Here is a 26,099-nt window from a genome sequence, read left to right on the forward strand (position 1 = left end):
ATCTTGCTCACATATAATCAATCATGATTGAATATAATCATTGCAGCCCGGCAGCGGCCGGAAGAGGAGAAAGCATGACTTCACAGCCATGGAAAACGCCAGTCTTAGTGATTGCCGATGACTTCACCGGCGCCAATGACGCGGGCAGCGGGCTGGCACAAGCCGGAGCGCGTGTGCATGTGCTGTTTGAGAGCAGCACGCCACACGACGCTGGTGCTGCCGATGTGCTGGTGATCAGCACCGATAGCCGTGCAACCAGCGCACAAGAAGCGGCCCGGCGCACGCGAGCTGCCATTGAGCAACATCAGGCCATCGCTAACGACGGTTGGTTATTTAAGAAGATCGATTCCACGCTGCGCGGCAATCCCGGCGCGGAGATCGAAGCCGCGATGCAGGCCAGCGGTAAAACATTAGCCTTAGTGGTGCCGGCAGTGCCGAAGCTGGGACGCACCACGCGTGCGGGTGAAGTGTGGATCCATCAGCAGCGTTTGATCGACAGCGAATTCGCCAGCGATCCCAAAACGCCGGTCACCAGCGGCCATGTGCTGACGCGTCTGCAGATGCAGAGCACATTGCCGGGTGAAACCCTCGATCTCGCCACGCTGCGCAGTGATCAACTGGCGCAGGTGCTGGCCAGCAAGCAAGGTTTGCTGGTGGTGGATATCGAGCAGGACGCCGACATTGCCTTGTTGATGGCCGCGGCAGCCACGCTGAAGACGCGTCCGTTATTGGCCGGAGCGTCCGGGCTCAGCGATGCGCTCGGCGCGTTGCTGGCGGCACGTCAGTCGCGGCCGGTGCTGGCGGTGGTCGGTTCGATGAGCGCGATTGCGCAGCAGCAGATTACACGCCTCGCCAGCCAGCGTGACATCCGCATTATCGACATTGATATCCGTCAGCTGTTTGCCCAACCGGCCTGGCCGCAGGCTGAACGGTGGCAGCAAGAGATGCAGCAGGCGCTGCACGACGGCGCGCATTGCGTGGTACGCACTACCCAACATGCCGGGCAGCGTCACGAGATTGCTCAGTTGTGCCAACAGCATCAGGTTTCTCGTCAGCTATTGGGCGAACGCATCTGCCAGTTTCTCGCGCAGTTAACCCGCCGCGTGTGCCGTGAGGTGCAGCCTGCTGGGCTTTATCTCTCTGGCGGCGATGTGGCGATTGCCGTGGCACAGGCATCAGGTGCCCGCGGTTTTCAGATTCAGGGCCTTGTGGCGGGCTGCGTACCGCATGGGGTTTTGCTTAACAGTGAATTACACCTGCCGGTGATGACCAAAGCAGGTGGCTTTGGTGATGAAAACACCCTGGTAGAAGCCATTCGTTTTATTGAGGAGAAGTCGAGTGAGTAAAATTATTGCGATTACCATGGGCGATCCGGCGGGCATCGGCCCGGAGATCATCATTAAAGCGCTGGCAGAAGGTGAGTTAGCGGGCGTGCCTGCCGTGGTGGTCGGTTGTGCTAACACGCTGCGTCGGGTGATGGGTTTACATGTCACGCCGCAGGCTGAACTGCGCGTGCTCGACCAGGTCAAGGATGCGCATTTCGCGCCCGGCATGATCAACGTAATTGATGAGCCGCTGGCGGATGCCGCCGCGCTGCAGCCTGGCGTGGTGCAGAAAGCAGCAGGTGATTTGGCCTGGCGTTGCGTCAAACGCGCCACCGAACTGGCGCTGGCTGGCGACGTGCAGGCGATCGCCACCGCACCGTTAAATAAAGAGGCGCTGCACTCGGCGGGTCATATCTATCCCGGCCACACCGAACTGCTGGCGCAACTGACCAACACCAAAAATTACGCCATGGTGCTCTACACCGATAAGCTGAAAGTGATTCACGTCACCACGCATATTGCGCTGCGTAAGTTCCTCGATACCTTAAACGGCGAGCGCATTCAAACGGTGATCGGCATGGCCGACAGCTTCCTGCGCCGCGTCGGTTTCGACCAGCCGCGCATCGCGGTGGCAGGCGTTAATCCGCATGCCGGTGAAAACGGTCTGTTTGGTGATGAAGAGATCACCATCGTCGCGCCAGCCATTAACGCCATGAAAGCGCAGGGCATTGATGTCAGTGGCCCGTGTCCGCCCGATACCGTGTTCCTGCAGTGTCAGGAAGGACAGTACGATATGGTGGTAGCGATGTACCACGATCAAGGCCATATCCCGCTGAAATTACTAGGCTTTTATGATGGTGTTAACATCACTGCGGGCCTGCCGTTTATCCGCACCTCGGCGGACCACGGCACCGCGTTTGATATCGCCTGGACAGGTAAAGCGAACTCTGCGAGCATGGCGATCTCCATTAAACTCGCGATGCAGCTTGCATAGGGAAATATGAAGGGACAAAGCCGTCTCGACCAGATTATGGATTATCTGAAGAGCCATAATTTGGTCACTGTTGAACAACTGGTGAGCGCGATTTCTGCCTCGCCAGCGACGATCCGCCGCGATCTGATCAAGCTGGATAAAGAGGGCGTTATCAGCCGCAGCCACGGCGGCGTTACGCTGAATCGCTTTATCCCCAATCAGCCGACCACGCTGGAGAAGATGCAGCGTAATCTCGCCGAGAAGCAGGCCATCGCGCAGTTTGCCGCCAGTTACGTGCAGTCGGGTGATGCGGTGGTGCTGGATGCCGGCACCACCATGCTGGAGCTGGCGCGCCAGCTGACGCACCTCAAGCTGCGGGTCATCACCGCCGATCTGCATATCGCGCTGTTTCTGTCGGAGTTTAAGCAAATCGAAACCACCATTATTGGTGGACGCATCGACGATTCCAGCCAGTCGTGCATTGGCGAACACGGTCGCCGTTTGCTGCGCAGCATCAATCCTGATATTGCCTTTGTCAGCTGCAACTCGTGGAGCATCGAACGCGGGATTACCACGCCAACCGAAGAGAAAGCTGGATTGAAGATGGATCTGCTGGCCAACGCGCGCCGCCGCGTTCTGCTGGCTGACAGCAGTAAATACGGTTCATGGTCGCTGTATTGCGCCGCGCCGATTGATAGCCTGACCGATGTGGTAACGGATGCACGTCTGGATGAAGCGGTGTGCCGCGACCTGCGCGAACGGGGTATTGGATTGGAGTTGACGGTTTAGATTTAGGTTGAGATTGTGCTGGCTGTCCCCCATCCCGGCCTTCCCCCGCCAGCGGGGGAAGGAGACGCCGCCACATGCAACTCTCGAACTAACATATTGCAGCATCTTCCTCCCCCACTTGTGGGGGAGGACCGAGGAGGGGGACAGCGAGCACCAACCAAGGAGGGGGGCAGCAAGCACCAACCGAGGAGGACAGCAAGCACCAACCTGCGGGCAATGATTACTTAACGTAAGCCAGCAAACTCAACGAATCGCGCGCCAGTGACTTACACTTCTTGTCGTTGGTAATGGCGATACCGCTCAAATCCTTGTAACTCTCTTCGCCCAGCGACTTCATGTTGTAATTGCTGTAGTTGCTTAAATCCCAACGGTTCTGTTGGGCGAAAAACACCAGCGCTTTACGAATCTGTGCGTCCGGCAAATCCTGATAGCCACAATCGTTCTTGAGATAAACGAACACGGCGGTGAGGTCGGCCAGATCTTCTGCTTCGGATTCGCTCAGGGCAAAACTGGTGGAGGAGAAGCCAAGGAGTCCCGCCAGCAGCAGGATCTTGATGCTTTTCGTCATAATCATTCTCAACAAGGGACAATTTATTGACGTTAGCACAGTTATTGCCGCTATTCCGCTAAATTTGCCCTTTCGGGCCATTCCCACCCTTTTTATCAGTGCAATCTGTTTCAGGGCTTGACCCTCCCGCAGGGTAAAGGTTTACGCTGTGCCCTTATTCACGACAAGGATAAGAATATGCAACGTCGTCATTTTCTAAAGTTGACTGCCGCACTCAGCGCCGCCGGTGCGCTGCCGCTGTGGAGCCGCTCACTATTGGCCGCCACGCGCCCATTATTACCGATTCCCTCCATTTTGCAGCCTGATGCCCGCGGGCAATACACCTTGACCGCCATGACCGGTAGCAGCCAATGGAATGGCAAATCGGTGCCTACCTGGGGATACAACGGTGGATTGCTCGGACCCGCGCTGCGTCTGCAACGCGAAAAAGCCGTCACGGTGAATATCCATAATCAACTGCCGGAAGCCACCACCTTGCACTGGCACGGGCTGGAGATCCCCGGCGATGTTGATGGCGGCCCGCAAGGGATTATTGCGCCCGGCGCGACGCGTCAGGTCAGTTTCACCCCTGATCAACCCGCCGCGACCTGCTGGTTCCATCCGCATCAACACGGCAAAACCGGTTATCAGGTGGCGCAAGGTCTGGCGGGTTTGGTGCTGCTGGAAGATGAAGCGTCCGGCAAGTTGCGTCTGCCGATGCAGTGGGGCGAAGACGATGTGCCGCTGATTTTCCAGGATAAGCAGCTGAATAAAGCGGGAACGCAAATCGATTATCAGCTCGATATCATGCGCGCCGCCGTCGGCTGGTTTGGCGACATGATGCTCACCAACGGCGTGCAGTATCCGCAGCATGCGGTGCCACGCGGCTGGCTGCGTCTGCGTTTGCTTAACGGCTGTAACGCGCGTTCGCTGCATATTGCCACCAGCGATCAACGTCCGCTGTATGTAATTGGCAGCGACGGCGGTTTGCTGGCCGAGCCGGTGAAAGTGGATAGCTTGCCGCTGCTGCCGGGCGAGCGTTTTGAAGTGCTGGTGGATACGTCAGATGGCAAAGCCTTCGACGTAGTAACGTTGCCGGTGACGCAAATGGGCATGACGCTGGCGCCGTTTGACCAACCGCTGCCGCTGGTCAATATTCTGCCGCTGCGCGTGATGGCCAGCGGTACGCTGCCAGACAAGCTGGTGGATCTGCCGCCCATTCCCGCCACCGAAGGCCTGCAAAGCCGCTGGCTGCAGCTGATGATGGATCCGCAGCTTGATCAGCAAGGTATGCAGGCGCTGATGGAGCGTTATGGCGATAAAGCCATGGGCGGCATGAAAATGGATCATGGCAACATGGCGATGAGTGATAGCGCGAAGCCGATGGATCATGGCGATATGGCGATGGATCACGGCAGCCACGGCAAAACTGCCGCCTATGATTTCCATAATGGCAACAAGATCAACGGTCAGGCATTTAATATGACCAAGCCGATGTTCAACGTGGAATTGGGCAAAGTGGAGAAGTGGAAGATTTCCGGTGAAGGTGATCACATGCTGCATCCGTTCCACATTCACGGCACGCAGTTCCGCATCCTGTCAGAAAACGGCAAGCCGCCTGCGGCGCATCGCGCAGGCTGGAAGGACATCGTCAACGTTAACGGCTGGCGCAGCGAAGTGCTGGTGCGCTTCAACTATGTCGCTAACGCCGACAATGCGTACATGGCGCATTGCCATCTGCTGGAGCATGAAGATACCGGCATGATGCTCGGTTTTAGCGTCAGTTAACCGACGCCTCCAGCGCCAGGCGAATATCCTCGATCAGGTCGTCAGGATGTTCGATACCAATCGACAAGCGCACGGTCGCATCGGTGATGCCAATACGTTGCCGCACATCCTGTGGCACGCCCGAATGGGTGGTGCTGGCAGGATGGCTGGCAAGCGATTCGGTGCCGCCGAGGCTCACCGCCAGCTTGAACAGTTCCAGCGTATTAAGGAAACGGAACGCCGCCGCTTGCCCGCCACGGATATCAAACGAGAAGGTTGAACCCGCGCCGCTGCACTGGCGCTGATACGTTTTGCCCGCCGGACTTTCTGCCGCCAGATACGGCAGCCAATGCAGTTTTTCCACCTGCGGATGATCGCGTAAAAACGCCGCCACGTTTTCGGCATTGCTGGTGGCTTTCTCCATACGCAGCGACAGCGTTTCCAGCGAGCGGCCAATCATCCAGCTGGAGTGCGGATCCAGCTGCGTGCCGATGGCGCTGCGCAGCGAACGTACCTTGCCGATCAACGCTTTGCTACCCAGCACCGCACCGGCAATCAGGTCCGAGTGGCCGCCGACATATTTGGTCAGTGAATAGAGCGACAAATCTGCGCCATGCTGCAACGGCTGTTGAAACACCGGCCCGAGCAGCGTGTTATCGCAGGCGAGAATCGGCCGCGAACCTTGCTGCTGCGCAATCACATCCGCCACCTGCTGCATCAACTGAATATCCACCAGGCTGTTGGTGGGATTGGCGGGCGTCTCAATCAGAATCAGCGCCACGCGTCCGCGCTGCCATGCCAGCTTCGCCGCTTCATGCACCTTATCTTCATCGGTGCCATCGCTGAAACCCACCGCTTTGATCTCCAAATCGTGCAGCGTTTTGCTCAGCAGCGTTTCGGTGCCGCCGTACAGCGGCTGGGAATGCAAAATCACTTCGCCAGGACGCGCAAACGTCAGCAGCGTGGTGGCAATCGCCGACATCCCGGAAGAGAACAGCGCCGCGCTTTCCGCGCCTTCATACACCGCCAGCCGATCTTCTACGATTTCGCTGTTGGGATGATTGAAGCGTGAATAGACCAGCCCACCAGTTTTGCCTTCTGGCGGCTGCTTGCGCCCGGCGACGAAATCGAAAAAGTCCTGCCCCTCTTCGGCGCTGTTAAACACGAAGGTGGAGGTGAGAAACACCGGCGGTTTCACCGCGCCTTCCGATAACTGCGGATCGTAACCGTAATTCAGCATCTGCGTTTCCGGGTGCAGATCGCGCGTACCAATTTTGTTTTTTTTACTGGATGAAGCGGTCATAGGAACTCCAGAACTCGGCGGTAAAGGGGCGGACGTGTTCCTACAGTTAACGCCAGCGCGATAAATTTCGCCACGGAATCGTTTGCGTTCTGTGCGCGGCGTTAGACGCTGGCTCGTCTATGATAGACTTCGTGGCTTTCCAAAAACCGTAACTGGACGCATGCAATGAAACATACCGTCGACGTGATGATCTCCGAGCAAGAGATCGCAACCCGAATTGCCGAACTGGGCAAGCAGATCAACGAGCACTACCGCGACAGCGGCAGCGAAATGGTGCTGGTGGGTTTGCTGCGCGGCTCCTTTATGTTTATGGCCGATCTGTGCCGCGCCATCGACGTGCCGCATGAAGTCGACTTTATGACGGCGTCAAGCTACGGCAGCGGCATGTCGAGCAGCCGCGATGTGAAAATCCTCAAAGATCTCGATGAAGATATTCGCGGCAAGGATGTGCTGATCGTGGAAGACATCATCGATTCCGGCAATACGCTGAGCAAAGTGCGTGAAATCCTGCGCCTGCGCGAGCCAAAGTCACTGGCGATTTGTACCTTGCTGGATAAGCCAGAGCGTCGTGAAGTGGACGTCACCGTCGAATTTGTTGGCTTTACCATTCCCGATGAGTTCGTGGTCGGCTTTGGTATCGATTATGCCCAGCGCTATCGCCATCTGCCGTATATCGGCAAAGTTATCCCGACCGGTGAATAACCGCACAATCGTCCAAGGCTAAACTTCCCCGCCTGCGATACACTGCGCAGCCCGTAAGCCAACGGTTTATGGGCTGGCTCGACTCTCTGCTAAACTCCATTGATTTCTTAATGTTAATGACCGCGACATCGCTCGTGCGCATTACCATTTTCATAGGCCTTTGATGTCTCTACAACAAGGTATGGATTCGCAATGACATATGCACTGGAAATTTCCGGGCTGACCAAAACCTATCCCGGCGGCGTACAGGCGCTGAAAGGACTCGATCTCAACGTGGAAGCGGGCGACTTTTACGCCTTGCTGGGGCCAAACGGCGCCGGTAAATCCACCACCATCGGTATTATCAGCTCGTTAGTGAATAAAACCGGCGGCAGCGTGCGCGTATTTGGTTACGACCTGCAAAAAGACGTGGTCAACGCCAAGCGCCAGCTTGGGCTGGTGCCGCAGGAGTTCAACTTCAACCCGTTTGAAACCGTAATGCAGATCGTGGTCAATCAGGCTGGTTATTACGGTGTTGAACGCGCTGAAGCTAACAAGCGCGCGGAAAAATACCTCAATCAGCTCGACCTGTGGGGCAAACGCAACGAACGTGCGCGCATGCTTTCGGGCGGTATGAAGCGCCGCCTGATGATCGCGCGTGCGCTGATGCATGAGCCGAAGCTGCTGATCCTCGATGAACCGACCGCGGGCGTAGATATCGAACTGCGCCGTTCGATGTGGAGTTTCCTGAAAGAGCTGAATATTAAAGGCACCACCATCATCCTCACCACGCACTATCTGGAAGAAGCAGAAATGCTGTGCCGCAATATCGGTATTATTCAGAGCGGCGAGCTGGTGGAGAACACCTCGATGAAAGGGTTGCTCTCCAAGCTGCAATCCGAAACCTTTATCCTCGATCTGGCGCCGCGTAGCCCGCTGCCGCAGCTGGAGGGCTTCCAGTATCGACTGGTCGATACCTCGACGCTGGAAGTGGAAGTGATGCGTGAGCAAGGTCTGAACAGCGTGTTCAGCCAGCTGAGCACGCAGGGCGTGCAGGTGCTGAGCATGCGTAACAAAGCTAACCGCCTTGAGGAGCTGTTCGTCAGCCTGACACAGGGAAAAACAGGAGTGAAAGCATGACGCACTTGTATTGGGTGGCGCTCAAGAGCATCTGGAGCAAAGAGATCAACCGCTTCGCCCGCATCTGGATTCAGACGCTGGTGCCGCCGGTGATCACCATGACACTCTACTTCATTATCTTCGGCAATCTGATCGGTTCACGCATCGGCGATATGCACGGTTTCAGCTACATGCAGTTTATCGTGCCGGGCCTGATCATGATGGCGGTGATTACTAACGCTTACGCCAACGTGGCATCGTCGTTCTTTAGCGCCAAGTTCCAGCGCAACATTGAAGAGCTGCTGGTGGCGCCGGTGCCAACGCACATCATTATCGCCGGTTATGTCGGCGGCGGCGTGGCGCGCGGCGTGTGCGTGGGGATTTTGGTTACCGCGATTTCGTTGTTCTTCGTGCCGTTCCACGTGCATTCGTGGTCGATGGTGGCGCTGACGCTGCTGCTGACGGCGATTCTGTTCTCACTGGCGGGCCTGCTGAATGCGGTATTCGCGCGCACTTTTGACGATATCAGCCTCATTCCCACCTTCGTGCTGACGCCGTTAACCTATCTCGGCGGCGTATTCTACTCGCTGACGCTGCTGCCGCCGTTCTGGCAAGCGGTGTCGAAGCTGAATCCGGTGGTGTATATGATCAGCGGCTTCCGTTACGGTTTCCTCGGCATCAACGATGTGCCGCTGGTGTTCACGCTATCTGTGCTGATCGCCTTTATCGTGGTGTTTTATGTGCTGGTGTATTCGTTGATTCAGCGTGGGCGCGGGTTACGTACGTAGATTTGGGAGTGATCTTCAAAAAGATCGCCATTCATGGCAACCAAAGAAAAGGGCGCGGTGTAAAAATCGCGCCCTTGTTGTATCAGGCGACCTGAACCGGCAACGCCTTAGCGAGGCGCTTCATTTCGTTATCGCCTTCGAAGTAGGCAACTTTCGGCTGCCAGCTGCGTGCGACTTCATCTTCGACCTGCACGTAAGAGCAGATGATCATGATGTCACCGGCGCAGGCGCAGCGTGCGGCGGCACCGTTGACTGAGATGATCTTCGAGCCACGTTCAGCGGCAATTGCGTAGGTTGAAAAACGCTGGCCGTTGGTGACGTTGTAAATATCGATGGCTTCGTATTGCAGAATGCCGGAGGCGTCGAGGAAATCCTGGTCAATGGCGCAGGAACCTTCGTAATGCAAATCTGCCTGAGTGACTTTAACGCGATGCAGTTTGCCTTGAAGTACGGTGCGAATCATAACTGTCTAACCTTGTTAAGCTGCCAATAAACAACGGAAAACTACTCCGTCAGATCCACTTGCTGATTATCAATCAGACGTGCATTGCCAAGCCATGCGGCCATCAAAATCACCGCGCGCTGGCTGTCCACGTTCAGCGCTTGTAAGGTTTCGGCATCGCAAATCGCCAGTCCATCCGGACGGAAACCCTTCTCACGCAACGCCACTTCCGCTTGCTCGATAATCTCTTCAACATGGCGCTCGCCGTTGCTCAGACGTTCGGCCATGCTGTTCATCACCTGGCTAAGACCGGACGCGATGTTACGCTCGTCGGCGGTGAGATAGCCATTGCGCGAACTCAGCGCCAGACCATCTTTTGCGCGTACCGTTGGCACGCCCACAATCTCGATATCGAAGCCCATATCCGCCACCATCTTGCGGATAATCGCCAGCTGCTGGAAATCCTTCTCGCCGAAGCAGGCGATGTCTGGCTGCACCAGATTAAACAGTTTGCTGACGATGGTGGAGACGCCGCGGAAGTGTCCCGGACGGCTGGCGCCTTCCAGCAGCGATGATAAACCCGGCACTTCCACAAAGGTTTGGCTATCCAGGCCTTTGGGATAGACATCGGCGGGCGCGGGCGCAAACACCAGATCCACGCTATGACGATTCAGCTTCTCGCAGTCGTCCTGAAGCGTGCGCGGATAGCGCGCTAAATCGTCGGGACGATCAAACTGCATCGGATTGACGAAAATCGAGACCACCACAACGTCGGCGCGCTCGCGCGCTTCATCGACCAACGTCAGATGACCGTCGTGCAGGTTGCCCATGGTGGGCACCAGCGCGATACGTTTACCTGCCTGACGCCAGCGACGAATCTCACGACGCAGCATCGGCAGTGTTTCAATGATCAGCACTGCAAATCTCCTGATTTACTGGAAACTGTGTTCAGCGGCTGGATAAAGGCCCGCTTCAACGTCGGCGATATATTGGCGAATCGCTGCACGAATGTCGCCGGTTTCTGCGAGGAAATTTTTGGCAAATTTGGGAACGTGACCGCCGGTAATGCCAAAGGCGTCGTGCATCACCAGAATCTGGCCGTCAGTGACGTTGCCCGCGCCGATGCCGATCACCGGCACCGACAGCGCTTTAGTGATGCGTTCCGCCAGCGCCACCGGCACGCACTCCAATACCAGCAGCTGCATACCGGCGGCTTCCAGCGCCAGCGCATCGGCCAGCAGACGTTCAGCGGCGGCTTCATCGCGGCCCTGTACTTTATAGCCACCGAAGATGTTCACCGACTGCGGCGTCAGGCCCAAATGGCCGCACACCGGGACAGCGCGCTCGGTTAGCATACGCACGGTTTCCGCCAGCCACTCGCCGCCTTCCAGCTTCACCATATTGGCGCCGGCGCGCATCAGCTGTGCGGCGTTAGTAAACGTCTGTTCTGGCGTGGCGTAACTCATAAACGGCAGATCGGCCATCAGCAGCGCCAGCGGCGCGCCACGGCGCACGGCGGCGGTGTGATAGGCGATATCGTCCACGGTGACCGGCAAGGTCGATTCGTGGCCCTGCACGGTCATGCCGAGCGAGTCGCCAATCAGCATTACCTGAATGCCTTCATCGGCAAACAGGCGGGCAAAACTGAAGTCGTACGCCGTCAGCGTGGCAAATTTGCGCCCGCTGGTTTTGAGTTGGCGTAAATGGGAGAGGGTTGTTGGTTTCATCACACGCTCCAGAGTTTTCTGATGCGCGCAGTGTACTACGGCTTACTCAGACCACAAACGGATAGCGCTGCGATCCAGGGTGGCAAGAATCACAGATAAGGCTTGTCCATTCGGCAGCGACAATTGCGGGGCAATTTCCAGCAGCGGTACCAGCATAAATGCGCGATTGTGCATGTCGTAGTGCGGCACGGTCAGGCGCGGCGTGTTGATGGTCTGGTTGCCAAATAGCATGATATCGAGATCCAGCGTGCGCGGTCCCCAGCGTTCAGCTTTGCGCACGCGACCGTGTTGCAGCTCAATGCGCTGGGTATGATCGAGCAGCGCCTCAGCGTCCAGCGCGGTTTTCAGCGCCACTACCGCATTAAGGTAATCAGGCTGATCCGGCGGGCCGTACGGCGGCGTGCGATACAGGGAAGATGTGGCGATGCGCGAGGTATGCGGAATGGCATCGAGCGCGGCCAACGCTGCATCAACCTGATGCAGCGGATCGGCCAGATTACTGCCTAAAGCGAGGTAAACGCGGGTCATTGCGGACTGTTTGTGCGAGGCCCGGTTGGACGGCGACGCGGACGGCGCGGTTTACGGCGCGGGGCCGGATCGTCGCCCAGCGTGGTCATCATGGTTTTCTGCTGCACCGGTGCCGCCGCCTGGAACTCGCCCCACCAATGCGTCAGCTTTTGCAGCTCAGGATTGTTTTCCACGTCGGCACGCAGCGCCATCAAATCGTAAGCGGCACGGAACTTAGGATGCTCCATCAGCTTCCATGCACGTTTGCCGTGACGACGCGACATGCGCAGCTGCAGCTGCCAGATATCACGAATCAGCGTGGTGATACGCTTGGGAATCGCCAGCGCGCGGCAGGCTTCATCCAGCGTTTCGTTCATCGACAAGGCGAAAGCATCGTAATAAGTCAGGCCGCTTTCCTGCGCAATGCGTTCGGCGGATTCCAGCTGCGGATACCAAAACATTGCGGCAAACAGGAAGGCCGGATTGACGCGCATATCATTTTGCAGGCGGGTATCCGTATTTTTCAGAACCTGCGCCAGCATACGCTCCATCAGGCTGTCGCTTTCGGCGGTGAAACCGCGCGTCAGCATCGGGAACAGCGGCTGGAACAGCTGATATTCACGCATCATCTGATAGGTGCGGTAGCCGTAACCGGCTTGCAGCAGCTTGAGCGACTCTTCAAACATGCGCGCCGGCGGGATGTCATTCAGCAGCGTTGCCAGACGCGGAATCGGCTCGGCCGTTTCTGCCGCGATACGCATCTGCAGCTTGGCGGCGAAGCGCACCACACGCAGCATGCGCACCGGATCTTCGCGGTAGCGCGTTTCCGGATCGCCAATCATGCGAATGATGCCTTCGTGCAGATCGTGCAAGCCACCGACGTAATCACGTACGGTGAAATCGGCCACGCTGTAATAGAGGCTGTTGATGGTGAGATCGCGGCGTTGGGCATCGTCTTCAATGCTGCCGAAAATATTGTCGCGCAGCAGCATGCCGTTCTGGCCGCGCTGCGAGCTGTTGCGATCTTCTTCGCTCTCTTCATGATGATGACCACGGAAGGTGGCGACTTCGATCACTTCCGGACCGAACATCACATGTGCCAGACGAAAACGACGACCCACCAAACGGCAGTTGCGGAACAGCTTGCGCATCTGTTCAGGCGTGGCGTTGGTGGTGATATCAAAGTCTTTCGGCTTGCTGCCGAGCAGCAAATCGCGCACGCCGCCGCCGACCAGGTAGGCTTCGAATCCGGCTTTGTTCAGACGATAGAGCACTTTGAGGGCGTTTTCGCTGATATCTTTGCGTGAGATGTTGTGGCTTTCTCGTGGAATGACAGTCATCTGACCAGGACTTTCAGCTTCCACCTCTTCAGGCGCCTCCTCATCACGCTTGAGGACTCTCCGGCAAAAATTAGCGACTCGGGTAAAAATGGGACACCTCGACAGTGAGAAAAAGGGTGTTAATAAAATCAGCGGCTAATCATAGCCTGTTGAGAACCATTTAGGAATGGTGATGTCGTTTCATCCTCTTTAAGACCGTTCTGCAACGGAATCAGGCGGATATTCCACTGCACGACGGCCTGTTTCAACAGGCTTTCCAGCGATTCATCCTGCCAGCCTGGCGAAACCGGCTGGCCAAGAAAGCGCAAAGCCTGCACCAGCAGCGGCCGCGCATCGCCAGCGGGCAGCGCGGGCGCATGATTCTGCTTGGAAAGCTTGTTGCCATCGTGATTAACCGCCAGCGGCAAATGCAGGTAATCCGGCACTGGCCAGGTAAACTGCTGATACAGCGCAATCTGGCGCACCGTGGGCTCAATCAAATCTGCGCCGCGCACGATTTCCGTCACGCCCTGAAAATGGTCATCAACCACCACCGCGAGATTGTAGGCAAACAGCCCATCACGGCGATGGATAATAAAATCTTCCTGCGCCAGCTGCGCTTCAGCCTGCAACTGGCCACGCAGGCGATCGTCAAAGCCGTTAACCGGCGCATGCTGACGCAGGCGCAGCGCGGCGTTGTCCGGCGGCAGTTGCAAATCGCGGCAGTGACCATCGTAAAAACCGCCCAGCTGCTGAATGCGGCTGCGTGTGCAGGTGCAGAAGTAACTTTGTCGATGCGTTTGCAGCCAGCTTAGCGCGGCGCGATAGGCATCGTGGCGCTGTGACTGCCATAAAACGTCGCCATCCCAGTAAAGACCATAATGTTCCAGCTGCTGCAAAATACGCGTTGCGGCACCGGGAACTTCACGCGGGGGATCGATATCTTCGATGCGCACCAGCCAGCGTCCCTGTTGCGCGCGCGCACTCAGGTAACTGCCTAACGCAGCAATCAGCGAACCAAAATGGAGGTCACCAGAAGGGGAGGGAGCGAAACGCCCAATGCAGTTTGAAGGATTCATAACGAAGTGTACCGCACGTCGGGAAAACAGGGATTTTCCCGGCTGTGCGGTAGCAATTTGCTTACGGCCATTAGCCAGCCATCTGCTTCTCGCGGATTTCTGCCAGCGTTTTGCAGTCAATGCAGAGATCGGCAGTCGGACGCGCTTCAAGGCGGCGAATACCAATTTCTACACCGCAGGAGTCGCAGTAACCGAAATCGTCGTCATCCACTTTCTTGAGCGTTTTCTCAATCTTTTTAATGAGTTTGCGCTCACGATCGCGGTTACGCAATTCCAGGCTGAACTCTTCTTCCTGCGCAGCACGGTCGACCGGATCCGGGAAGTTGGCAGCTTCGTCCTGCATATGTGACACAGTGCGATCTACTTCATCCCGAAGTTGGTTGCGCCAGGCTTCCAGAATCTTACGGAAATGGCCTAGCTGGGCGTCGTTCATATACTCTTCGCCCGGTTTCACCTGATACGGCTCCACTCCAGCGATGGCGAGGATACTCAGGGACGATGTTTTACGGTTTTGCCCTTCTTGCATGTTGTTTCTCCTGGATAACACGCACTTCCCTAGATACGTCAAGTTGCATGTGTGTTGACTGTGTGCCTGCAACCTAAACGATTTAGGGCTTATCGATTCCCATAAAGGGAAAAAACAGGCCGCTATAAATAGCAGAAGCCATCAAGGTTGGCAATTATTCCTGACCACTACTTGACAAGCCTCTGAACAATCGCGTATTCAGCGCCTCGCCCAGAACATTCCTATCACACCAAATTGCCTTAAATATTACAACGCTACGTTAATCGGTTGCGTAAGTAATATCTTTAACGGTGAAATTTGAGCTTGATACGCCAAAACTTCCACACCATCACGCTGCGCCTGTTCCAGTAGTTCTGCGTAGTGCACGTCGATATGGCGTGCCGGGGAAACGTCCTCAATCCCTGTATGCAGAACTGCGAACAACAAAACGGCTCGATGACCTTCTGCCACGATGGTGCTCAATTCGCGCAGATGTTTCTGTCCACGAGCCGTCACCGCATCCGGAAAATAGCCTTTACCTGCCTGTAAAAGGGTGACGGACTTGACTTCAATATAGCAGTTGGATCGGCCATCCGCTTGCAGCAGGAAGTCAATTCGGCTTTTTTCCGTGCCGTATTTCACTTCAGGCTGGCAGCGGCTGTAAGCGGATAATTCCGGAATCGTGTCGAGCGTCAGCGCCTCGCGCACCAGCTGATTGGCGCGCAGCGTATTCACGCAGATCCAATGGCCTTGTTGGGTCTCGGTGAGTTCCCAACTGTGCGGATATTTCCGCGTGGCACTGCTGGACGTCGAATACCACACGGTATCGCCCGGCGTGGCGCAGCCGGTCATCGCGCCGGTATTGGCGCAGTGAATGGTCAGCGTTTCACCTTCTGGCGTAACTACATCGGCTAAAAAGCGTTTGTAACGGGCAATCAAGCGGGCGGGTTTAAGCGGTGGGTCGAACTCCATTTACTCTCCTGTGGATGATAGTAGCGGCCAGCGGGCCAGCGCCTGATAACGTGTGCGGCCGCGCGTTACGTTCGAAGTGAACAGCGCAAAATGGCGGATATCGGTGTGCCAGTGAAAACCGCGCGGCGGCAGCGCGATCTGTGACGCTGCTTGGCGCAACAGCGTGACGTGCGGATGAAACGGCTGCGGGCTCTGTGCGCAGCCATGACGTGCGGCTTGTGCGCGCAGCAGGCTGGCGAGCTGCAGTAATCCGCGCGGCGCCCGCTGACAACCGAGCCACACCACGCCGGGACGCGGCCAGTGACCGGCGTCATCCAAATCGAGGGCAAAACCGGGCTGTTCGATGCGTGAGGCCAGCCGCTGCAGCTTGCGAGACGTCTCATCGCTGACCTCGCCGAGAAACGCCAGCGTCAGGTGCAGGTTGGCCGCCGCCACCGGTTTCCCGGCTTCGGCAGCAAAATTATCCGCGCGCCACTGCACCAACTGTTGCTGGAGCGGAGCGGGCAGTTCAAGAGCAAAAAACAGACGTTGCGTTGCCAGGTTGGCCTCCGGTAATCCGCGCCTCAGAGTGCTACAATGCGCGCCATCTTAGCACAGGCATTTTGGGAGTTGAGTTTGAGTGAGTTACCGGTAAGCGAGGTGCTGCCTGCGTTGCTGGACGCGCTGGCGCAGTCGCCGCAGGTGTTGCTGGCGGCGCCGACCGGCGCAGGTAAATCAACCTGGCTGCCATTACAACTGCTGCAACACACCCCATTGCCCGGCCGCATCATCATGCTGGAGCCGCGCCGACTGGCGGCACGCAACGTGGCGCAGCGTCTGGCAGAACAGCTTGGCGAGCAGCCGGGCGGCACCGTTGGCTATCGCATGCGCGGTGAAAACTGCTGCGGTGCCAACACGCGCCTCGAAGTGGTCACCGAAGGCATTTTGACGCGCATGTTGCAGCGCGATCCGATGCTGGAAGGCGTCTCGCTGGTGATCCTCGATGAATTCCATGAACGCAGCCTGCAGGCCGATCTCGCGCTGGCGCTGCTGCTCGATGTGCAGCAAGGATTGCGCGACGATCTGAAAATTCTGCTGATGTCTGCCACGCTCGATAATCAGCGTTTGCGTCAGCTGCTGCCAGATGCGCCCTTTGTGGTCTCTGAGGGCCGCAGTTTCCCGGTCACGCGCCGCTATGCTTCGCTCAACAGCCAGCAACGTTTTGAAGAAGCGGTAGCGCGCGAGGTGGCGCAACTGCTGCGCGAAGAGTCAGGATCGCTGCTGCTGTTCCTGCCCGGCGTGGCGGAGATCGAACGGGTTAAGCGCGAGCTGGAAGCGCGGGTCAGTGACGAGGTGGATCTTTCTCCTTTATATGGCGCGCTGTCGCTGGAGGCACAACGTCGTGCCATCCTGCCGTCTCCGGCGGACCGCCGAAAAGTGGTGCTGGCGACCAACATCGCCGAAACCAGCTTGACCATCGAAGGTATCCGCTTAGTGGTCGATAGCGCGCTGGAGCGCTCGGCGCAGTTTGACGTGCGCAGCGGCGTGACGCGGCTGCAAACGCAGCGTATCAGCCAGGCGTCGATGACGCAGCGCGCCGGTCGTGCTGGTCGACTGGAACCTGGCATCTGCCTGCACTTACTGCCGCAAGAGCAGGCGCTGCGTGCGGCGGCGCAGAGTGAACCGGAAATTCTCAATAGCGATTTGACCTCGCTGCAGATCGATCTGCTGCAATGGGGATGTCAGAATGCGTCACAGCTTATGTGGCTTGACGCGCCGCCGCCGCGCAACTTGCGTGCGGCGTGCGAGCGGTTAACCCAGCTAGGCGCGCTGGAGAATCACCAGCTCAACGCGCGCGGTCGAAAAATGGCCGCGCTGGGCAGCGATCCGCGCCTGAGCGCGATTCTGGTGGCTGCCGGGCAAAACAACGATGCCATCGCCAGCGCCGCGCTGCTGGTGGCGATTCTGGAAGATCCGCCACGCAGCGGCAGCGCAGATCTGCGTGATGCGCTTAACCATCCGCAGTCGCACTGGCAGCGCCGCGCGCGTCAGTGGCAGAAGCGCCTCAACGCCAGCGGCGGCACCATTAATCCCGACCTGTTCCCGCAGCTGCTGGCCGCCGGTTTTGCCGATCGTCTGGCGCAGCGTCGTGGCGACAGCGCGCGCTATCAGCTGGCGAACGGCATTGGCGCGATGCTCAACGAGCAGGATGGTTTGAGCCGCTATGAGTGGCTGATTGCACCGACACTGCTGCAGGGCGCCAGCGCCGCCGAGGCGCGCATGTTACTGGCGCTGCCGGTGGATATCGACGCGCTGCGCCGCGAATGCCCCACCTTAATTGAGCAGCGTACCGACGTGGAGTGGGATGAAGATAAAGGCACTTTGCGCGCGTGGAAACGCGAACTGATCGGCGCGCTGGTCCTAAAAGCGCAGCCGCAGGCACGCCCGGAGGCGGAAATATTGCATCCGGCGATGCTGCGCTGGATCCGCGAAAAAGGATTGTCGGTGCTGGGCTGGAAAGAAGACGCCGAACAGCTACGCTTGCGGGTGCACTGTGCTGCGCAGTGGCTGCCGGAAGAGCCGTGGCCGGAGCTGGACGATGAAAGCCTGCTCGATACGCTTGAAAGCTGGCTGCTGCCGGAGATGAGCGCGGTACGCGATCTGAAAGGATTGCAGAGCATCAACCTTGTCAGCGCATTATTACATTTGCTGACATGGTCACAACGTCAGCGGCTGGATACTGTGCTGCCAACTCATTACACTGTGCCGACCGGAAGCCGCCTGCCGATCCGCTACGATGCAGAGAAGCCACCCGCGCTGGCGGTGCGGATTCAAGAGATGTTTGGCGAAGCACAGAACCCGGCGGTGGCCGATGGCCGCGTACCGCTGGTGTTAGAGCTGCTCTCGCCCGCGCACCGTCCGCTGCAGATCACCCGTGACCTCGCGGCGTTCTGGCGTGGTGCGTATCCCGAAGTGCAGAAAGAGATGAAAGGGCGCTATCCAAAGCATCCGTGGCCGGACGATCCGGCCAACGCCTTACCCACAAGGCGGACCAAGAAATTTTCATCGTGAAACGCTGTGGATCGAATTCAGAGGGTTCTGCCATGCGCAGCACGAGAAAGCAGTTGTAGACTAAATAATTCGATTTTCAGGAAGGCGGCAAACGAGAGAATCCCGATGAGCTTACTTCAGTAAGTGATTCGGGTGAGCGAGAGCAGCCAACGCATCTGCAAATCGAATTATGACGTATATAGAGTAACGGCCGCCGCCGTAGCAATACCTGGAGAATAAAAGCATGTCTGGGAACGATCGCGAACCTATTGGGCGCAAAGGAAAAGCGCCAAAGCCGCCGCGCAGCACTGCGCGTCGGGGTCGCCGCAGGGAACTTGATGATGATATCGATCAGGACGATTTTGACGAAGAAGATGAGGAGAGTGGACCGGTGCCACCAAAAAGTAAAAAACGTCCGCCACGCGGCAAACGTCGCTGGTTAGGCTGGTTGATTAAACTCTTCCTGGTCTTTGTGGTGGTGATGGCTGCCTGGGGCGTCTATCTCGACTCGGAAATCCGCAGCCGCATCGACGGTAAAGTGTGGCAACTGCCTGCTGCCGTTTATGGCCGCATGGTCAGCCTCGAGCCGGGCATGTCGTACGACAAAAAAGAGATGATTGCGCTGCTGGAAGGCACGCAGTATCGCGAAGTGTCGCGCATTACCCGTCCGGGTGAGTTTAGCGTCAAAGGCAACACCATTGATCTGCTGCGCCGTCCGTTTGATTTCCCGGACAGCAAAGAGGGGCAGATCAACGCGCGCCTGACCTTTAGCAACAATGAGCTGAGCGAGATTAAAAACCTCGATACCGGCCGCGATTTTGGCTTCTTCCGCCTCGATCCGCGCCTGATCACCATGTTGCAGTCGCCGAACGGTGAACAGCGTCTGTTCGTGCCGCGCGCCGGTTTCCCGGATCTGCTGGTGAGCACCTTGATCGCCACTGAAGATCGCCACTTCTACGAGCACGACGGCATTAGCCCGTATTCGATTGGTCGTGCGTTCCTCGCCAACATCACCGCCGGTAAAGCGGTGCAGGGCGGTAGTACGCTGACGCAGCAGCTGGTGAAAAACCTGTTCCTCACCAACGAGCGTTCGCTGTGGCGTAAAGCGCGCGAAGCCTATATGGCGGTGATCATGGATGCGCGCTACAGCAAAGATCGCATCCTCGAGCTGTATCTCAACGAGGTGTATCTCGGCCAGACCGGTAATGACCAGATCCGCGGTTTCCCGCTGGCGAGCCTTTACTACTTCGGTCGTCCGGTGGATGAGCTGAGCCTCGATCAGCAGGCGATGCTGGTCGGCATGGTGAAAGGCGCATCGCTGTACAATCCATGGCGTAACCCGAAACTTGCGCTGGAGCGACGTAATCTGGTGCTGCGTTTGTTGCAGCAGCAGAACGTCATCGATCAGGAACTGTATGACATGCTGTCGGCGCGTCCGCTTGGCGTGCAGCCAAAAGGCGGCGTGATCACGCCTCAGCCGGCATTTATGCAGATGGTGCGTAACGAGCTGCAGGCTAAGCTCGGCGACAAAATGAAAGATCTCTCCGGCGTGAAGATTTTCACCACACTGGATGCGATTTCGCAGGATGCCGCAGAGAAAGCGGTGATTGAAGGCATTCCAACGCTGAAAAAACAGCGAGGCCTGAAAGATCTGGAAACCGCAATGGTGGTGGTGGATCGCTTCAGCGGTGAAGTGCGCGCCATGGTCGGCGGTGCCGATCCGCAGTTCGCCGGTTACAACCGCGCGCTGCAGGCACGTCGTTCGATTGGCTCGCTGGCAAAACCGGCCACCTATCTCACCGCGCTGAGCCAGCCGAACAGCTATCGCCTCAACAGCTGGATCGCCGATGAACCCATTGCGCTGAAACAGCCGAATGGCACCATCTGGAAACCGATGAATGACGATCGTCGTTTCAGCGGCAAAGTGATGCTGGTGGATGCGCTGACCAACTCGATGAACGTGCCAACCGTCAACCTCGGTATGACGCTGGGACTGGATGCGGTGGTCGATACCTGGAACAAGCTCGGCGTGCCGAAAGATCAGCTGCATCCGGTGCCGTCAATGCTGCTCGGTGCACTGAACCTGACGCCGATTGAAGTGGCGCAGGCGTTCCAGTCGATCGCCAGCGGCGGTAACCGCGCTGAGCTGTCGGCGGTGCGTTCGGTGATTGCGGAAGATGGCACGGTGCTGTATCAGAGCTATCCGCAGGCGCAGCGTGTTGAACCGGCGCAGGCGGCGTATCTGACGCTCTACACCATGCAGCAGGTCGCCGATCACGGTACCGCGCGTGCGCTGGGTGCGCGTTATCCTAAAGCGCATCTGGCTGGCAAAACCGGCACCACCAATGACCTGATTGATAGCTGGTTCGCCGGTATTGATGGCAAAGAAGTGGCGATTACCTGGGTTGGCCGCGATAACAACCAAACCTCGAAGCTGTACGGTGCCAGCGGTGCAATGCAGCTTTATCGTCGCTATCTCGACAACCAGGCGCCAATGCCGCTGGTGCTGACGCCGCCGGAAGATATCACGCAGATGAATATCGATTCTGCCGGTAACTTTATCTGCGGTACGGGCAGCAGCACATGGCGTTCGCTGCCGGTGTGGTCGCTGGATCCGAACGCGCTGTGTCAGCAGCAGCAAGAGCAGGTTCAGCAACAACAGCAGCAGTTGCAGCAGCAACAAGAGCAGCAACAGCAGCAACAGCAGCAGCAGCCACAGAATGAGCAGAAAGATTCTGACGGCGTGGCGGGCTGGATTAAAGATATGTTCGGCAGCAAATAAGTTGCTGAGAAAACACAGGGCGCTGCGGCGCCCTTTTTCATGCTTAGGATTGGTTGAGGGGTCTTAGCGAGGCACAAATAATTTCAGCGATTTTTTCGCCTGCTGTTCTCTCCTCAATTTGCAGTTCTTCCCTCAGAACCCGTTCCCGAGTGGCTTTCATCGGATCGCGTCCGGCGACGATATTGTCGACAAAAGTGAAAATATCCTCCTCCTGCCAGGCCACGTCGTAGGCGTTATAGATGAAGTCAGCGGTGCGATTCAGGCCATAACAGCTTTCATGAGTCAGGTAGAGAATCGGTTTTTTCGACGGCAAATATTCGAATAAGAATGAACCCGCGTCAGCGAGCAGCGCATCCGAACGAGCAAACGTCTGTTTGTAATCATGTCCGCTATCCCACTCCACATTTGAACGATGTTTTGCGGCATCAAACAGTTGCTGATACAGGCTGCGCGCGGTTGCGCTGGCTTCCCCTATCCACTGACTCAGTAGCGGGTGAGGGCGAATGATCAAATGGATATCCGCACGCTCAATCAGCTTTAAAAAAGCGGCGCCGTAGAGCGTAAAAGTAGTAGACATTTTGCGACCGTCAGGCAGCACAAAATGCGGCGTCCAAAGCAACGTTTTGATCTTTGTGGGTGGCTTTTCGTCGGGGAGATGAAAGCGGCGCTGATAGTGGTCAAACTTGGGGTGACCCGTAACATAGACGTGGTTGTTGCCCGCGTCGCACTGAATACCAAACTCCGCTTTATGTCGCTCCGAGCGAGAAAAAATCCACGTCGCCAGATTTTGGCACAGCAAATTAAATTGATAGAGTTGGACCTCTTCACTGATGCCGCTATCGAGCGCATAAGGGATATAAGCAATTTTCACGCCGCGCTCATGCAGGTAGTCGCTGCGAAAGCATTCGGGGCGTGCTTCGTCGTAAGGGTTTTGCAAGAACACCACATCGGGCTGACGCTCCTCCAACTGATAGTCTTCAAATCCTGTGTAATCCAGCCCTCTTTCACGCAGAATCTTACGCTGAATATCGCCATTAACATCGCTCGCCTTCCAGTTCAGGTAAGGCACCACCACGATGCGGCAATCGAACGCGGGATTGGCCTGCATCGCCTCAATCACCGATTCAAAGTTCGTCCAACCCGGCGGCCACTGGAAGTAAAAGTCGACTTTAATTGGGCCTGAAGTGGAGGGTGTGAATTTGGCGGGCGCAACGATTTGACTCAACGGTTTTCTGAAGAGTGCGCGGTAATCTACCGTTCTATTTTCGATATCGCTTTTATCGAGCCGTTGTGCACCGGCATTGGGGAATACGCCCAGCCAAAGATCCTGCTGCATCAGGCTATTCCAGTGCACATCAAGGGCATATTGTGCCTGCGCACCACCTTGCAATTGCGCCTGCAGCGCCTCGCGATAGTTTTCAATCAGCGTGGTGTAATAGCGGTGATTCACGATATAGGCGCATGCGCACCACGCGAAGTTAGCGCGCACGATATAGTCCACGCTCTTTAACGGCGTGACGCGGCGATAATTGGCCGCCAGAAAAGCTACTTGCCAGTTGATTTGCGGCAGGGCAGCAAAGTAGCGGTTGAGATTGTCGTAGTTCTTCTGGCTTTCATTGAAGCTAAAATCATCCTCCAGAATCAGCACGCGCTCCCAGCCGTTATCGCGTGCCATCTCCAGCGCGGCGATATGCGATTGCGTGCAGCCGATGTAGCCCTTTTCATGCTTGATCGCGTCCAGGCGAACGATTTTTTCAGCGGTTAAACCCAGCTTTTTAAGTTGTTTAGTGATGCGGGTTAATCGGTCTTTGCGTTTCTTCAAATTGATGAAGATAACGCGATCAACAATGTTCCAGTTTATAGCGGTCATGAGTGTGTCTGCAGGAAGGAGAATGCAGGGCATAAGCAATTAGCGGGCCATTTTTTTAAGTTTATGATTTTACTCGTTATCGTTGGTTTGGTGCTCTGTCGGGATGAAATAAACTTCCTCTGTGCGGCAATGCAATTTCCCGATTGCCGGCCTCCGCTCCTTTTATTGCTGATTTATTATTTGCGATCATGAATATGCGCGATCTGGCTGTAAACGCCGTGCTTACAGGCATTAATCGTTGCGAATATGACGCTATTTCGCCTAAAATCCGTGCGTCATAATAATCATTCTCGTTTGTATTCGCCTGCATCGACTTTTTTCGAGAGACCTCACTTATGAATACGCGAAACACTAATCCTTGTTTCTTACGCCCGCGTTCGCTGGCTTGGTTTATTTCACTGACTATGGGTACGTTCAGCGTGCAGGCGTTGGCAGAAGATACCGTGGTGGTTAGCGCTGATGGCGGCAGCGGAGTCGAGCAAGAGAAAGCGTGGGGCCCGTCGCCAACCATTGCGGCCAAACGCAGCGCCACCGGCACCAAAACCGATACGCCGATCGAGAAGAACCCGCAGTCAATCTCGGTAGTCACGCAGGAAGAGATGGCGATGAAAAACGTCACCAGCGTGAAAGGGGCTTTCAACTACACGCCAGGCGTGTTGACCGGTAACCGCGGTAGCTCCAATGTTATCGATGCGCTCTCTATTCGCGGCTTCAGCGAAACCAACACCAACCAATATCTTGATGGCCTGAAACTGCAGGGTGATAACTACTCTGAGTTTGCTATCGATCCCTATTTCCTTGAACGCGCCGAACTGTTGCGCGGTCCGGTTTCGGTGCTGTACGGCAAGAGCAATCCGGGCGGCGTGGTGTCGCTGGTGAGTAAGCGTCCGACGCAGGAGACGCTGCGTGAAGTGCAGTTCCAGATGGGCACAAACAATCAGTTCTCCACGGGTTTCGATTTCGGCGGCTCGCTGGATGATGACGGCGTTTACAGCTATCGCCTGACCGGTCTCGCGCGCAGCGCCGATGCGCAGCAGGATATGAACAAAGAGAAGCGCTACACCATTGCGCCATCATTCAGCTGGCGTCCGAATGAGAATACGCGTTTCGATTTGCTGACCTACTTCCAGAACGAACCGGAAACCGGCTATTACGGCTGGTTGCCGCGTCAGGGCACTGTGGTGGGCATCACGCGTCCTGATGGCAGCAGTTACAAGCTGCCAACTAACTTTGATGAAGGCGAAGACAGCAACAAAATTTCGCGCAACACCAGGATGGTGGGCTACAACTTCGAGCACAGTTTCAATGACACCTGGACGGTGCGGCAGAATTTGCGCTATGCGGATCTGAGAACGGATTATCGCAGCATTTATGGCAATGGTTTTAATGCCGCAACACAGCAAATCACCCGCGGTTCAGCGGTTTCTGATGAAAAGCTCAACCAGTTTGCAGTCGATAACCAGGCGCAGGCCAAATTCACCACCAGTCAAATTGATCACACACTGTTGCTGGGTGTCGATTTCCAGCGCACGCGTAATGATATTGATGCGCAATTTGGTACCGCATCACCGCTGAATGCCGTTAATCCACAATATGGCGACGACAGCGTGACGCCGTTCCCTAATCCTTATCAGCACCTCAATAAGCAGCGCCAAACCGGTTTATACGCGCAGGATCAGATGGAGTGGAACCGCTGGGTGTTAACCCTCGGCGGTCGTTATGATTACGCGATGAACTCGGTCTATGATCGCGTAGCCAGTAGCGTTGATCGCCAGAACGATCAGGCTTTCACCTGGCGTGGCGGGCTGAACTATGTGTTTGATAACGGTATCGCACCTTACTTCAGCTACAGCGAAGCCTTCATTCCGAACTCAGGTTCAACTTATGATGGTGAAGCCTTTGATCCTTCCCGCGCGAAGCAGTATGAAGCCGGTGTGAAATACGTTCCTAAAGATCGTCCGGTGGTGTTGACGGCGGCGGTGTATCAGCTGACCAAAACCAAAAACCTGACGGCCGATCCGGATACCCTTAACCACCCAAATGCCAGCATTCAGAGTGGTGAAATCCGCTCGCGTGGCGTGGAGCTGGAAGCCAAAGCCGCGCTGAATGCCAACATCAATATGACCGCGTCTTATACCTACACTGATGCGGAATACACCGAAGACACTAACCTGAAAGGCAAAACGCCGGTGCAGGTGCCGAAGCATATGGCATCGCTGTGGAGTGATTACACCTTCCATGAAACGGCGCTGTCGGGCGTGACCGTGGGTGCAGGTGTACGTTATGTCGGCGAGAGCAAAGGGTTGTACGCCAGCGGCGACGATGTGAACCAAAACTTCGACGTAGCCGGTTACACCACCGTTGATGCCGCGCTGAAATACGACCTCGCACGCTTTGGCATGCCGGGCTCCACCATCGGCGTTAACGTCAATAACCTCTTTGATCGTGAATACGTCGCCAGCTGCTACCGCGACTACGCCTGCTACTGGGGCGCTGAGCGTCAGATTGTCGGTACTGCGACTTTCCGTTTCTAATCGTGTTACGCAGGTCGCCATCAATGGCGACCTACAGATT

General features: G+C 56.6%; 22 protein-coding genes. 10 read left to right on the forward strand and 12 right to left on the reverse strand.

Annotated features, from left to right (window positions below; translation table 11 throughout):
* The first annotated feature begins 74 nt into the window (after positions 1-74).
* Genes P6287_RS03725 through P6287_RS03735 form a run of 3 tightly spaced genes read left to right on the forward strand, consistent with a single transcriptional unit; the run spans position 75 to position 3,087 of the window.
* Positions 75-1,346, forward strand: coding sequence for a four-carbon acid sugar kinase family protein (locus P6287_RS03725; RefSeq protein ID WP_277974534.1), 1,272 nt, complete (start codon positions 75-77; stop codon positions 1,344-1,346).
* Positions 1,339-2,319, forward strand: coding sequence for a D-threonate 4-phosphate dehydrogenase (locus P6287_RS03730; RefSeq protein WP_101762082.1), 981 nt, complete (start codon positions 1,339-1,341; stop codon positions 2,317-2,319). The genes P6287_RS03725 and P6287_RS03730 overlap by 8 nt, the downstream gene beginning before the upstream one ends.
* A 6-nt stretch (positions 2,320-2,325) precedes the next feature.
* Entirely contained in the window at positions 2,326-3,087 is a 762-nt protein-coding gene (locus P6287_RS03735; RefSeq protein ID WP_101762081.1) for a DeoR/GlpR family DNA-binding transcription regulator, read from the forward strand.
* A 220-nt stretch (positions 3,088-3,307) separates the two neighbouring features.
* Here P6287_RS03735 and P6287_RS03740 read toward each other — a convergent pair whose 3' ends face one another.
* Positions 3,308-3,655, reverse strand: a complete 348-nt coding sequence (locus P6287_RS03740) for a YacC family pilotin-like protein (protein ID WP_007888732.1) — start codon at positions 3,653-3,655, stop codon at positions 3,308-3,310.
* A gap of 177 nt (positions 3,656-3,832) precedes the next feature.
* Here P6287_RS03740 and cueO point away from each other — a divergent pair, with 177 nt between their 5' ends.
* Entirely contained in the window at positions 3,833-5,422 is a 1,590-nt protein-coding gene (gene cueO / locus P6287_RS03745; protein ID WP_277974535.1) for a multicopper oxidase CueO, read from the forward strand.
* On the opposite strand, the gene P6287_RS03750 is transcribed toward cueO, so the two are convergent.
* Positions 5,415-6,704 carry a cystathionine gamma-synthase family protein gene (locus tag P6287_RS03750; protein ID WP_137385170.1) on the reverse strand — a complete coding sequence of 430 codons (1,290 nt, stop codon included), beginning with the start codon at positions 6,702-6,704 and terminating at the stop codon, positions 5,415-5,417. The two genes, cueO and P6287_RS03750, sit on opposite strands and share 8 nt — an antisense overlap.
* 165 nt (positions 6,705-6,869) lie before the next feature.
* On the opposite strand from P6287_RS03750, the gene hpt reads away from it, so the two are divergent.
* The 3 genes from hpt (at position 6,870) to P6287_RS03765 (ending at position 9,292) form a co-directional block, all read left to right on the forward strand.
* Complete coding sequence (gene hpt / locus P6287_RS03755; protein ID WP_222185286.1) at positions 6,870-7,406, forward strand: hypoxanthine phosphoribosyltransferase; 537 nt, start codon at positions 6,870-6,872, stop codon at positions 7,404-7,406.
* Positions 7,407-7,598: 192 nt separating this feature from the next.
* A complete protein-coding gene (locus P6287_RS03760; RefSeq protein ID WP_101762077.1) occupies positions 7,599-8,525 on the forward strand; it encodes an ABC transporter ATP-binding protein in 927 nt (308 codons plus the stop codon).
* Positions 8,522-9,292 (forward strand): ABC transporter permease, encoded by a 771-nt coding sequence (locus P6287_RS03765; RefSeq protein ID WP_101762076.1) that lies wholly within the window; start codon positions 8,522-8,524, stop codon positions 9,290-9,292. Before P6287_RS03760 ends, P6287_RS03765 begins: the two co-directional genes overlap by 4 nt.
* 82 nt (positions 9,293-9,374) lie before the next feature.
* Here the strand turns inward: P6287_RS03765 and panD are convergent, their stop codons facing one another.
* From panD to thpR, 9 genes are all read right to left on the reverse strand, one after another.
* A complete protein-coding gene (gene panD, locus P6287_RS03770) occupies positions 9,375-9,755 on the reverse strand; it encodes an aspartate 1-decarboxylase (protein WP_007888760.1) in 381 nt (126 codons plus the stop codon).
* A gap of 41 nt (positions 9,756-9,796) precedes the next feature.
* Positions 9,797-10,651, reverse strand: a complete 855-nt coding sequence (gene panC / locus P6287_RS03775; RefSeq protein WP_192412372.1) for a pantoate--beta-alanine ligase — start codon at positions 10,649-10,651, stop codon at positions 9,797-9,799.
* Positions 10,652-10,666: 15 nt separating this feature from the next.
* Entirely contained in the window at positions 10,667-11,461 is a 795-nt protein-coding gene (gene panB / locus P6287_RS03780) for a 3-methyl-2-oxobutanoate hydroxymethyltransferase (protein ID WP_192412370.1), read from the reverse strand.
* Between the two features lie 42 nt (positions 11,462-11,503).
* Positions 11,504-11,989, reverse strand: coding sequence for a 2-amino-4-hydroxy-6-hydroxymethyldihydropteridine diphosphokinase (gene folK / locus P6287_RS03785; protein WP_192412368.1), 486 nt, complete (start codon positions 11,987-11,989; stop codon positions 11,504-11,506).
* Entirely contained in the window at positions 11,986-13,398 is a 1,413-nt protein-coding gene (gene pcnB, locus P6287_RS03790; protein ID WP_206098210.1) for a polynucleotide adenylyltransferase PcnB, read from the reverse strand. The genes folK and pcnB overlap by 4 nt, the downstream gene beginning before the upstream one ends.
* Positions 13,399-13,436: 38 nt before the next feature.
* A complete protein-coding gene (gluQRS, locus tag P6287_RS03795; RefSeq protein ID WP_277974536.1) occupies positions 13,437-14,366 on the reverse strand; it encodes a tRNA glutamyl-Q(34) synthetase GluQRS in 930 nt (309 codons plus the stop codon).
* Between the two features lie 70 nt (positions 14,367-14,436).
* Positions 14,437-14,892: an RNA polymerase-binding protein DksA gene (dksA, locus tag P6287_RS03800; RefSeq protein ID WP_007888770.1), complete on the reverse strand. Its 456-nt coding sequence runs from the start codon at positions 14,890-14,892 to the stop codon at positions 14,437-14,439.
* Between the two features lie 246 nt (positions 14,893-15,138).
* The gene (sfsA, locus tag P6287_RS03805; RefSeq protein ID WP_277974537.1) at positions 15,139-15,843 is read right to left on the reverse strand and encodes a DNA/RNA nuclease SfsA; all 705 of its coding nucleotides are present in this window, start codon (positions 15,841-15,843) and stop codon (positions 15,139-15,141) included.
* Positions 15,844-16,383: an RNA 2',3'-cyclic phosphodiesterase gene (gene thpR / locus P6287_RS03810; protein WP_222185314.1), complete on the reverse strand. Its 540-nt coding sequence runs from the start codon at positions 16,381-16,383 to the stop codon at positions 15,844-15,846.
* A 36-nt stretch (positions 16,384-16,419) separates the two neighbouring features.
* Between thpR and hrpB the strand changes: the two genes are divergently transcribed.
* Positions 16,420-18,894, forward strand: a complete 2,475-nt coding sequence (hrpB, locus tag P6287_RS03815; RefSeq protein ID WP_277974538.1) for an ATP-dependent helicase HrpB — start codon at positions 16,420-16,422, stop codon at positions 18,892-18,894.
* A 223-nt stretch (positions 18,895-19,117) separates the two neighbouring features.
* Positions 19,118-21,655, forward strand: a complete 2,538-nt coding sequence (mrcB, locus tag P6287_RS03820; protein WP_277974539.1) for a bifunctional glycosyl transferase/transpeptidase — start codon at positions 19,118-19,120, stop codon at positions 21,653-21,655.
* A 43-nt stretch (positions 21,656-21,698) separates the two neighbouring features.
* On the opposite strand, the gene P6287_RS03825 is transcribed toward mrcB, so the two are convergent.
* Positions 21,699-23,330, reverse strand: coding sequence for a CDP-glycerol glycerophosphotransferase family protein (locus P6287_RS03825; protein WP_277974540.1), 1,632 nt, complete (start codon positions 23,328-23,330; stop codon positions 21,699-21,701).
* A 530-nt stretch (positions 23,331-23,860) separates the two neighbouring features.
* Here P6287_RS03825 and fhuA point away from each other — a divergent pair.
* Positions 23,861-26,059, forward strand: coding sequence for a ferrichrome porin FhuA (gene fhuA, locus P6287_RS03830; protein WP_277974541.1), 2,199 nt, complete (start codon positions 23,861-23,863; stop codon positions 26,057-26,059).
* Positions 26,060-26,099 lie beyond the last annotated feature (40 nt).

Origin of the sequence: Pantoea sp. X85, from assembly GCF_029623675.1 — a bacterium.
Classification (GTDB): Bacteria; Pseudomonadota; Gammaproteobacteria; order Enterobacterales; family Enterobacteriaceae; genus Pantoea; species Pantoea leporis.

What these genes read in the sequence shown, in the direction of transcription:
- P6287_RS03725 (WP_277974534.1), top strand. Translation starts at nt 75, where the DNA reads ATGACTTCACAGCCATGGAAAACGCCAGTCTTAGTGATTGCCGATGAC.
- P6287_RS03735 (WP_101762081.1), top strand. Translation starts at nt 2,326, where the DNA reads ATGAAGGGACAAAGCCGTCTCGACCAGATTATGGATTATCTGAAGAGC.
- P6287_RS03740 (WP_007888732.1), bottom strand. Translation starts at nt 3,655, where the DNA reads ATGACGAAAAGCATCAAGATCCTGCTGCTGGCGGGACTCCTTGGCTTC.
- cueO (WP_277974535.1), top strand. Translation starts at nt 3,833, where the DNA reads ATGCAACGTCGTCATTTTCTAAAGTTGACTGCCGCACTCAGCGCCGCC.
- P6287_RS03750 (WP_137385170.1), bottom strand. Translation starts at nt 6,704, where the DNA reads ATGACCGCTTCATCCAGTAAAAAAAACAAAATTGGTACGCGCGATCTG.
- hpt (WP_222185286.1), top strand. Translation starts at nt 6,870, where the DNA reads ATGAAACATACCGTCGACGTGATGATCTCCGAGCAAGAGATCGCAACC.
- P6287_RS03760 (WP_101762077.1), top strand. Translation starts at nt 7,599, where the DNA reads ATGACATATGCACTGGAAATTTCCGGGCTGACCAAAACCTATCCCGGC.
- P6287_RS03765 (WP_101762076.1), top strand. Translation starts at nt 8,522, where the DNA reads ATGACGCACTTGTATTGGGTGGCGCTCAAGAGCATCTGGAGCAAAGAG.
- panD (WP_007888760.1), bottom strand. Translation starts at nt 9,755, where the DNA reads ATGATTCGCACCGTACTTCAAGGCAAACTGCATCGCGTTAAAGTCACT.
- panB (WP_192412370.1), bottom strand. Translation starts at nt 11,461, where the DNA reads ATGAAACCAACAACCCTCTCCCATTTACGCCAACTCAAAACCAGCGGG.
- folK (WP_192412368.1), bottom strand. Translation starts at nt 11,989, where the DNA reads ATGACCCGCGTTTACCTCGCTTTAGGCAGTAATCTGGCCGATCCGCTG.
- gluQRS (WP_277974536.1), bottom strand. Translation starts at nt 14,366, where the DNA reads ATGAATCCTTCAAACTGCATTGGGCGTTTCGCTCCCTCCCCTTCTGGT.
- dksA (WP_007888770.1), bottom strand. Translation starts at nt 14,892, where the DNA reads ATGCAAGAAGGGCAAAACCGTAAAACATCGTCCCTGAGTATCCTCGCC.
- sfsA (WP_277974537.1), bottom strand. Translation starts at nt 15,843, where the DNA reads ATGGAGTTCGACCCACCGCTTAAACCCGCCCGCTTGATTGCCCGTTAC.
- hrpB (WP_277974538.1), top strand. Translation starts at nt 16,420, where the DNA reads ATGCGCGCCATCTTAGCACAGGCATTTTGGGAGTTGAGTTTGAGTGAG.
- mrcB (WP_277974539.1), top strand. Translation starts at nt 19,118, where the DNA reads ATGTCTGGGAACGATCGCGAACCTATTGGGCGCAAAGGAAAAGCGCCA.
- P6287_RS03825 (WP_277974540.1), bottom strand. Translation starts at nt 23,330, where the DNA reads ATGGCACGCGATAACGGCTGGGAGCGCGTGCTGATTCTGGAGGATGAT.
- fhuA (WP_277974541.1), top strand. Translation starts at nt 23,861, where the DNA reads ATGAATACGCGAAACACTAATCCTTGTTTCTTACGCCCGCGTTCGCTG.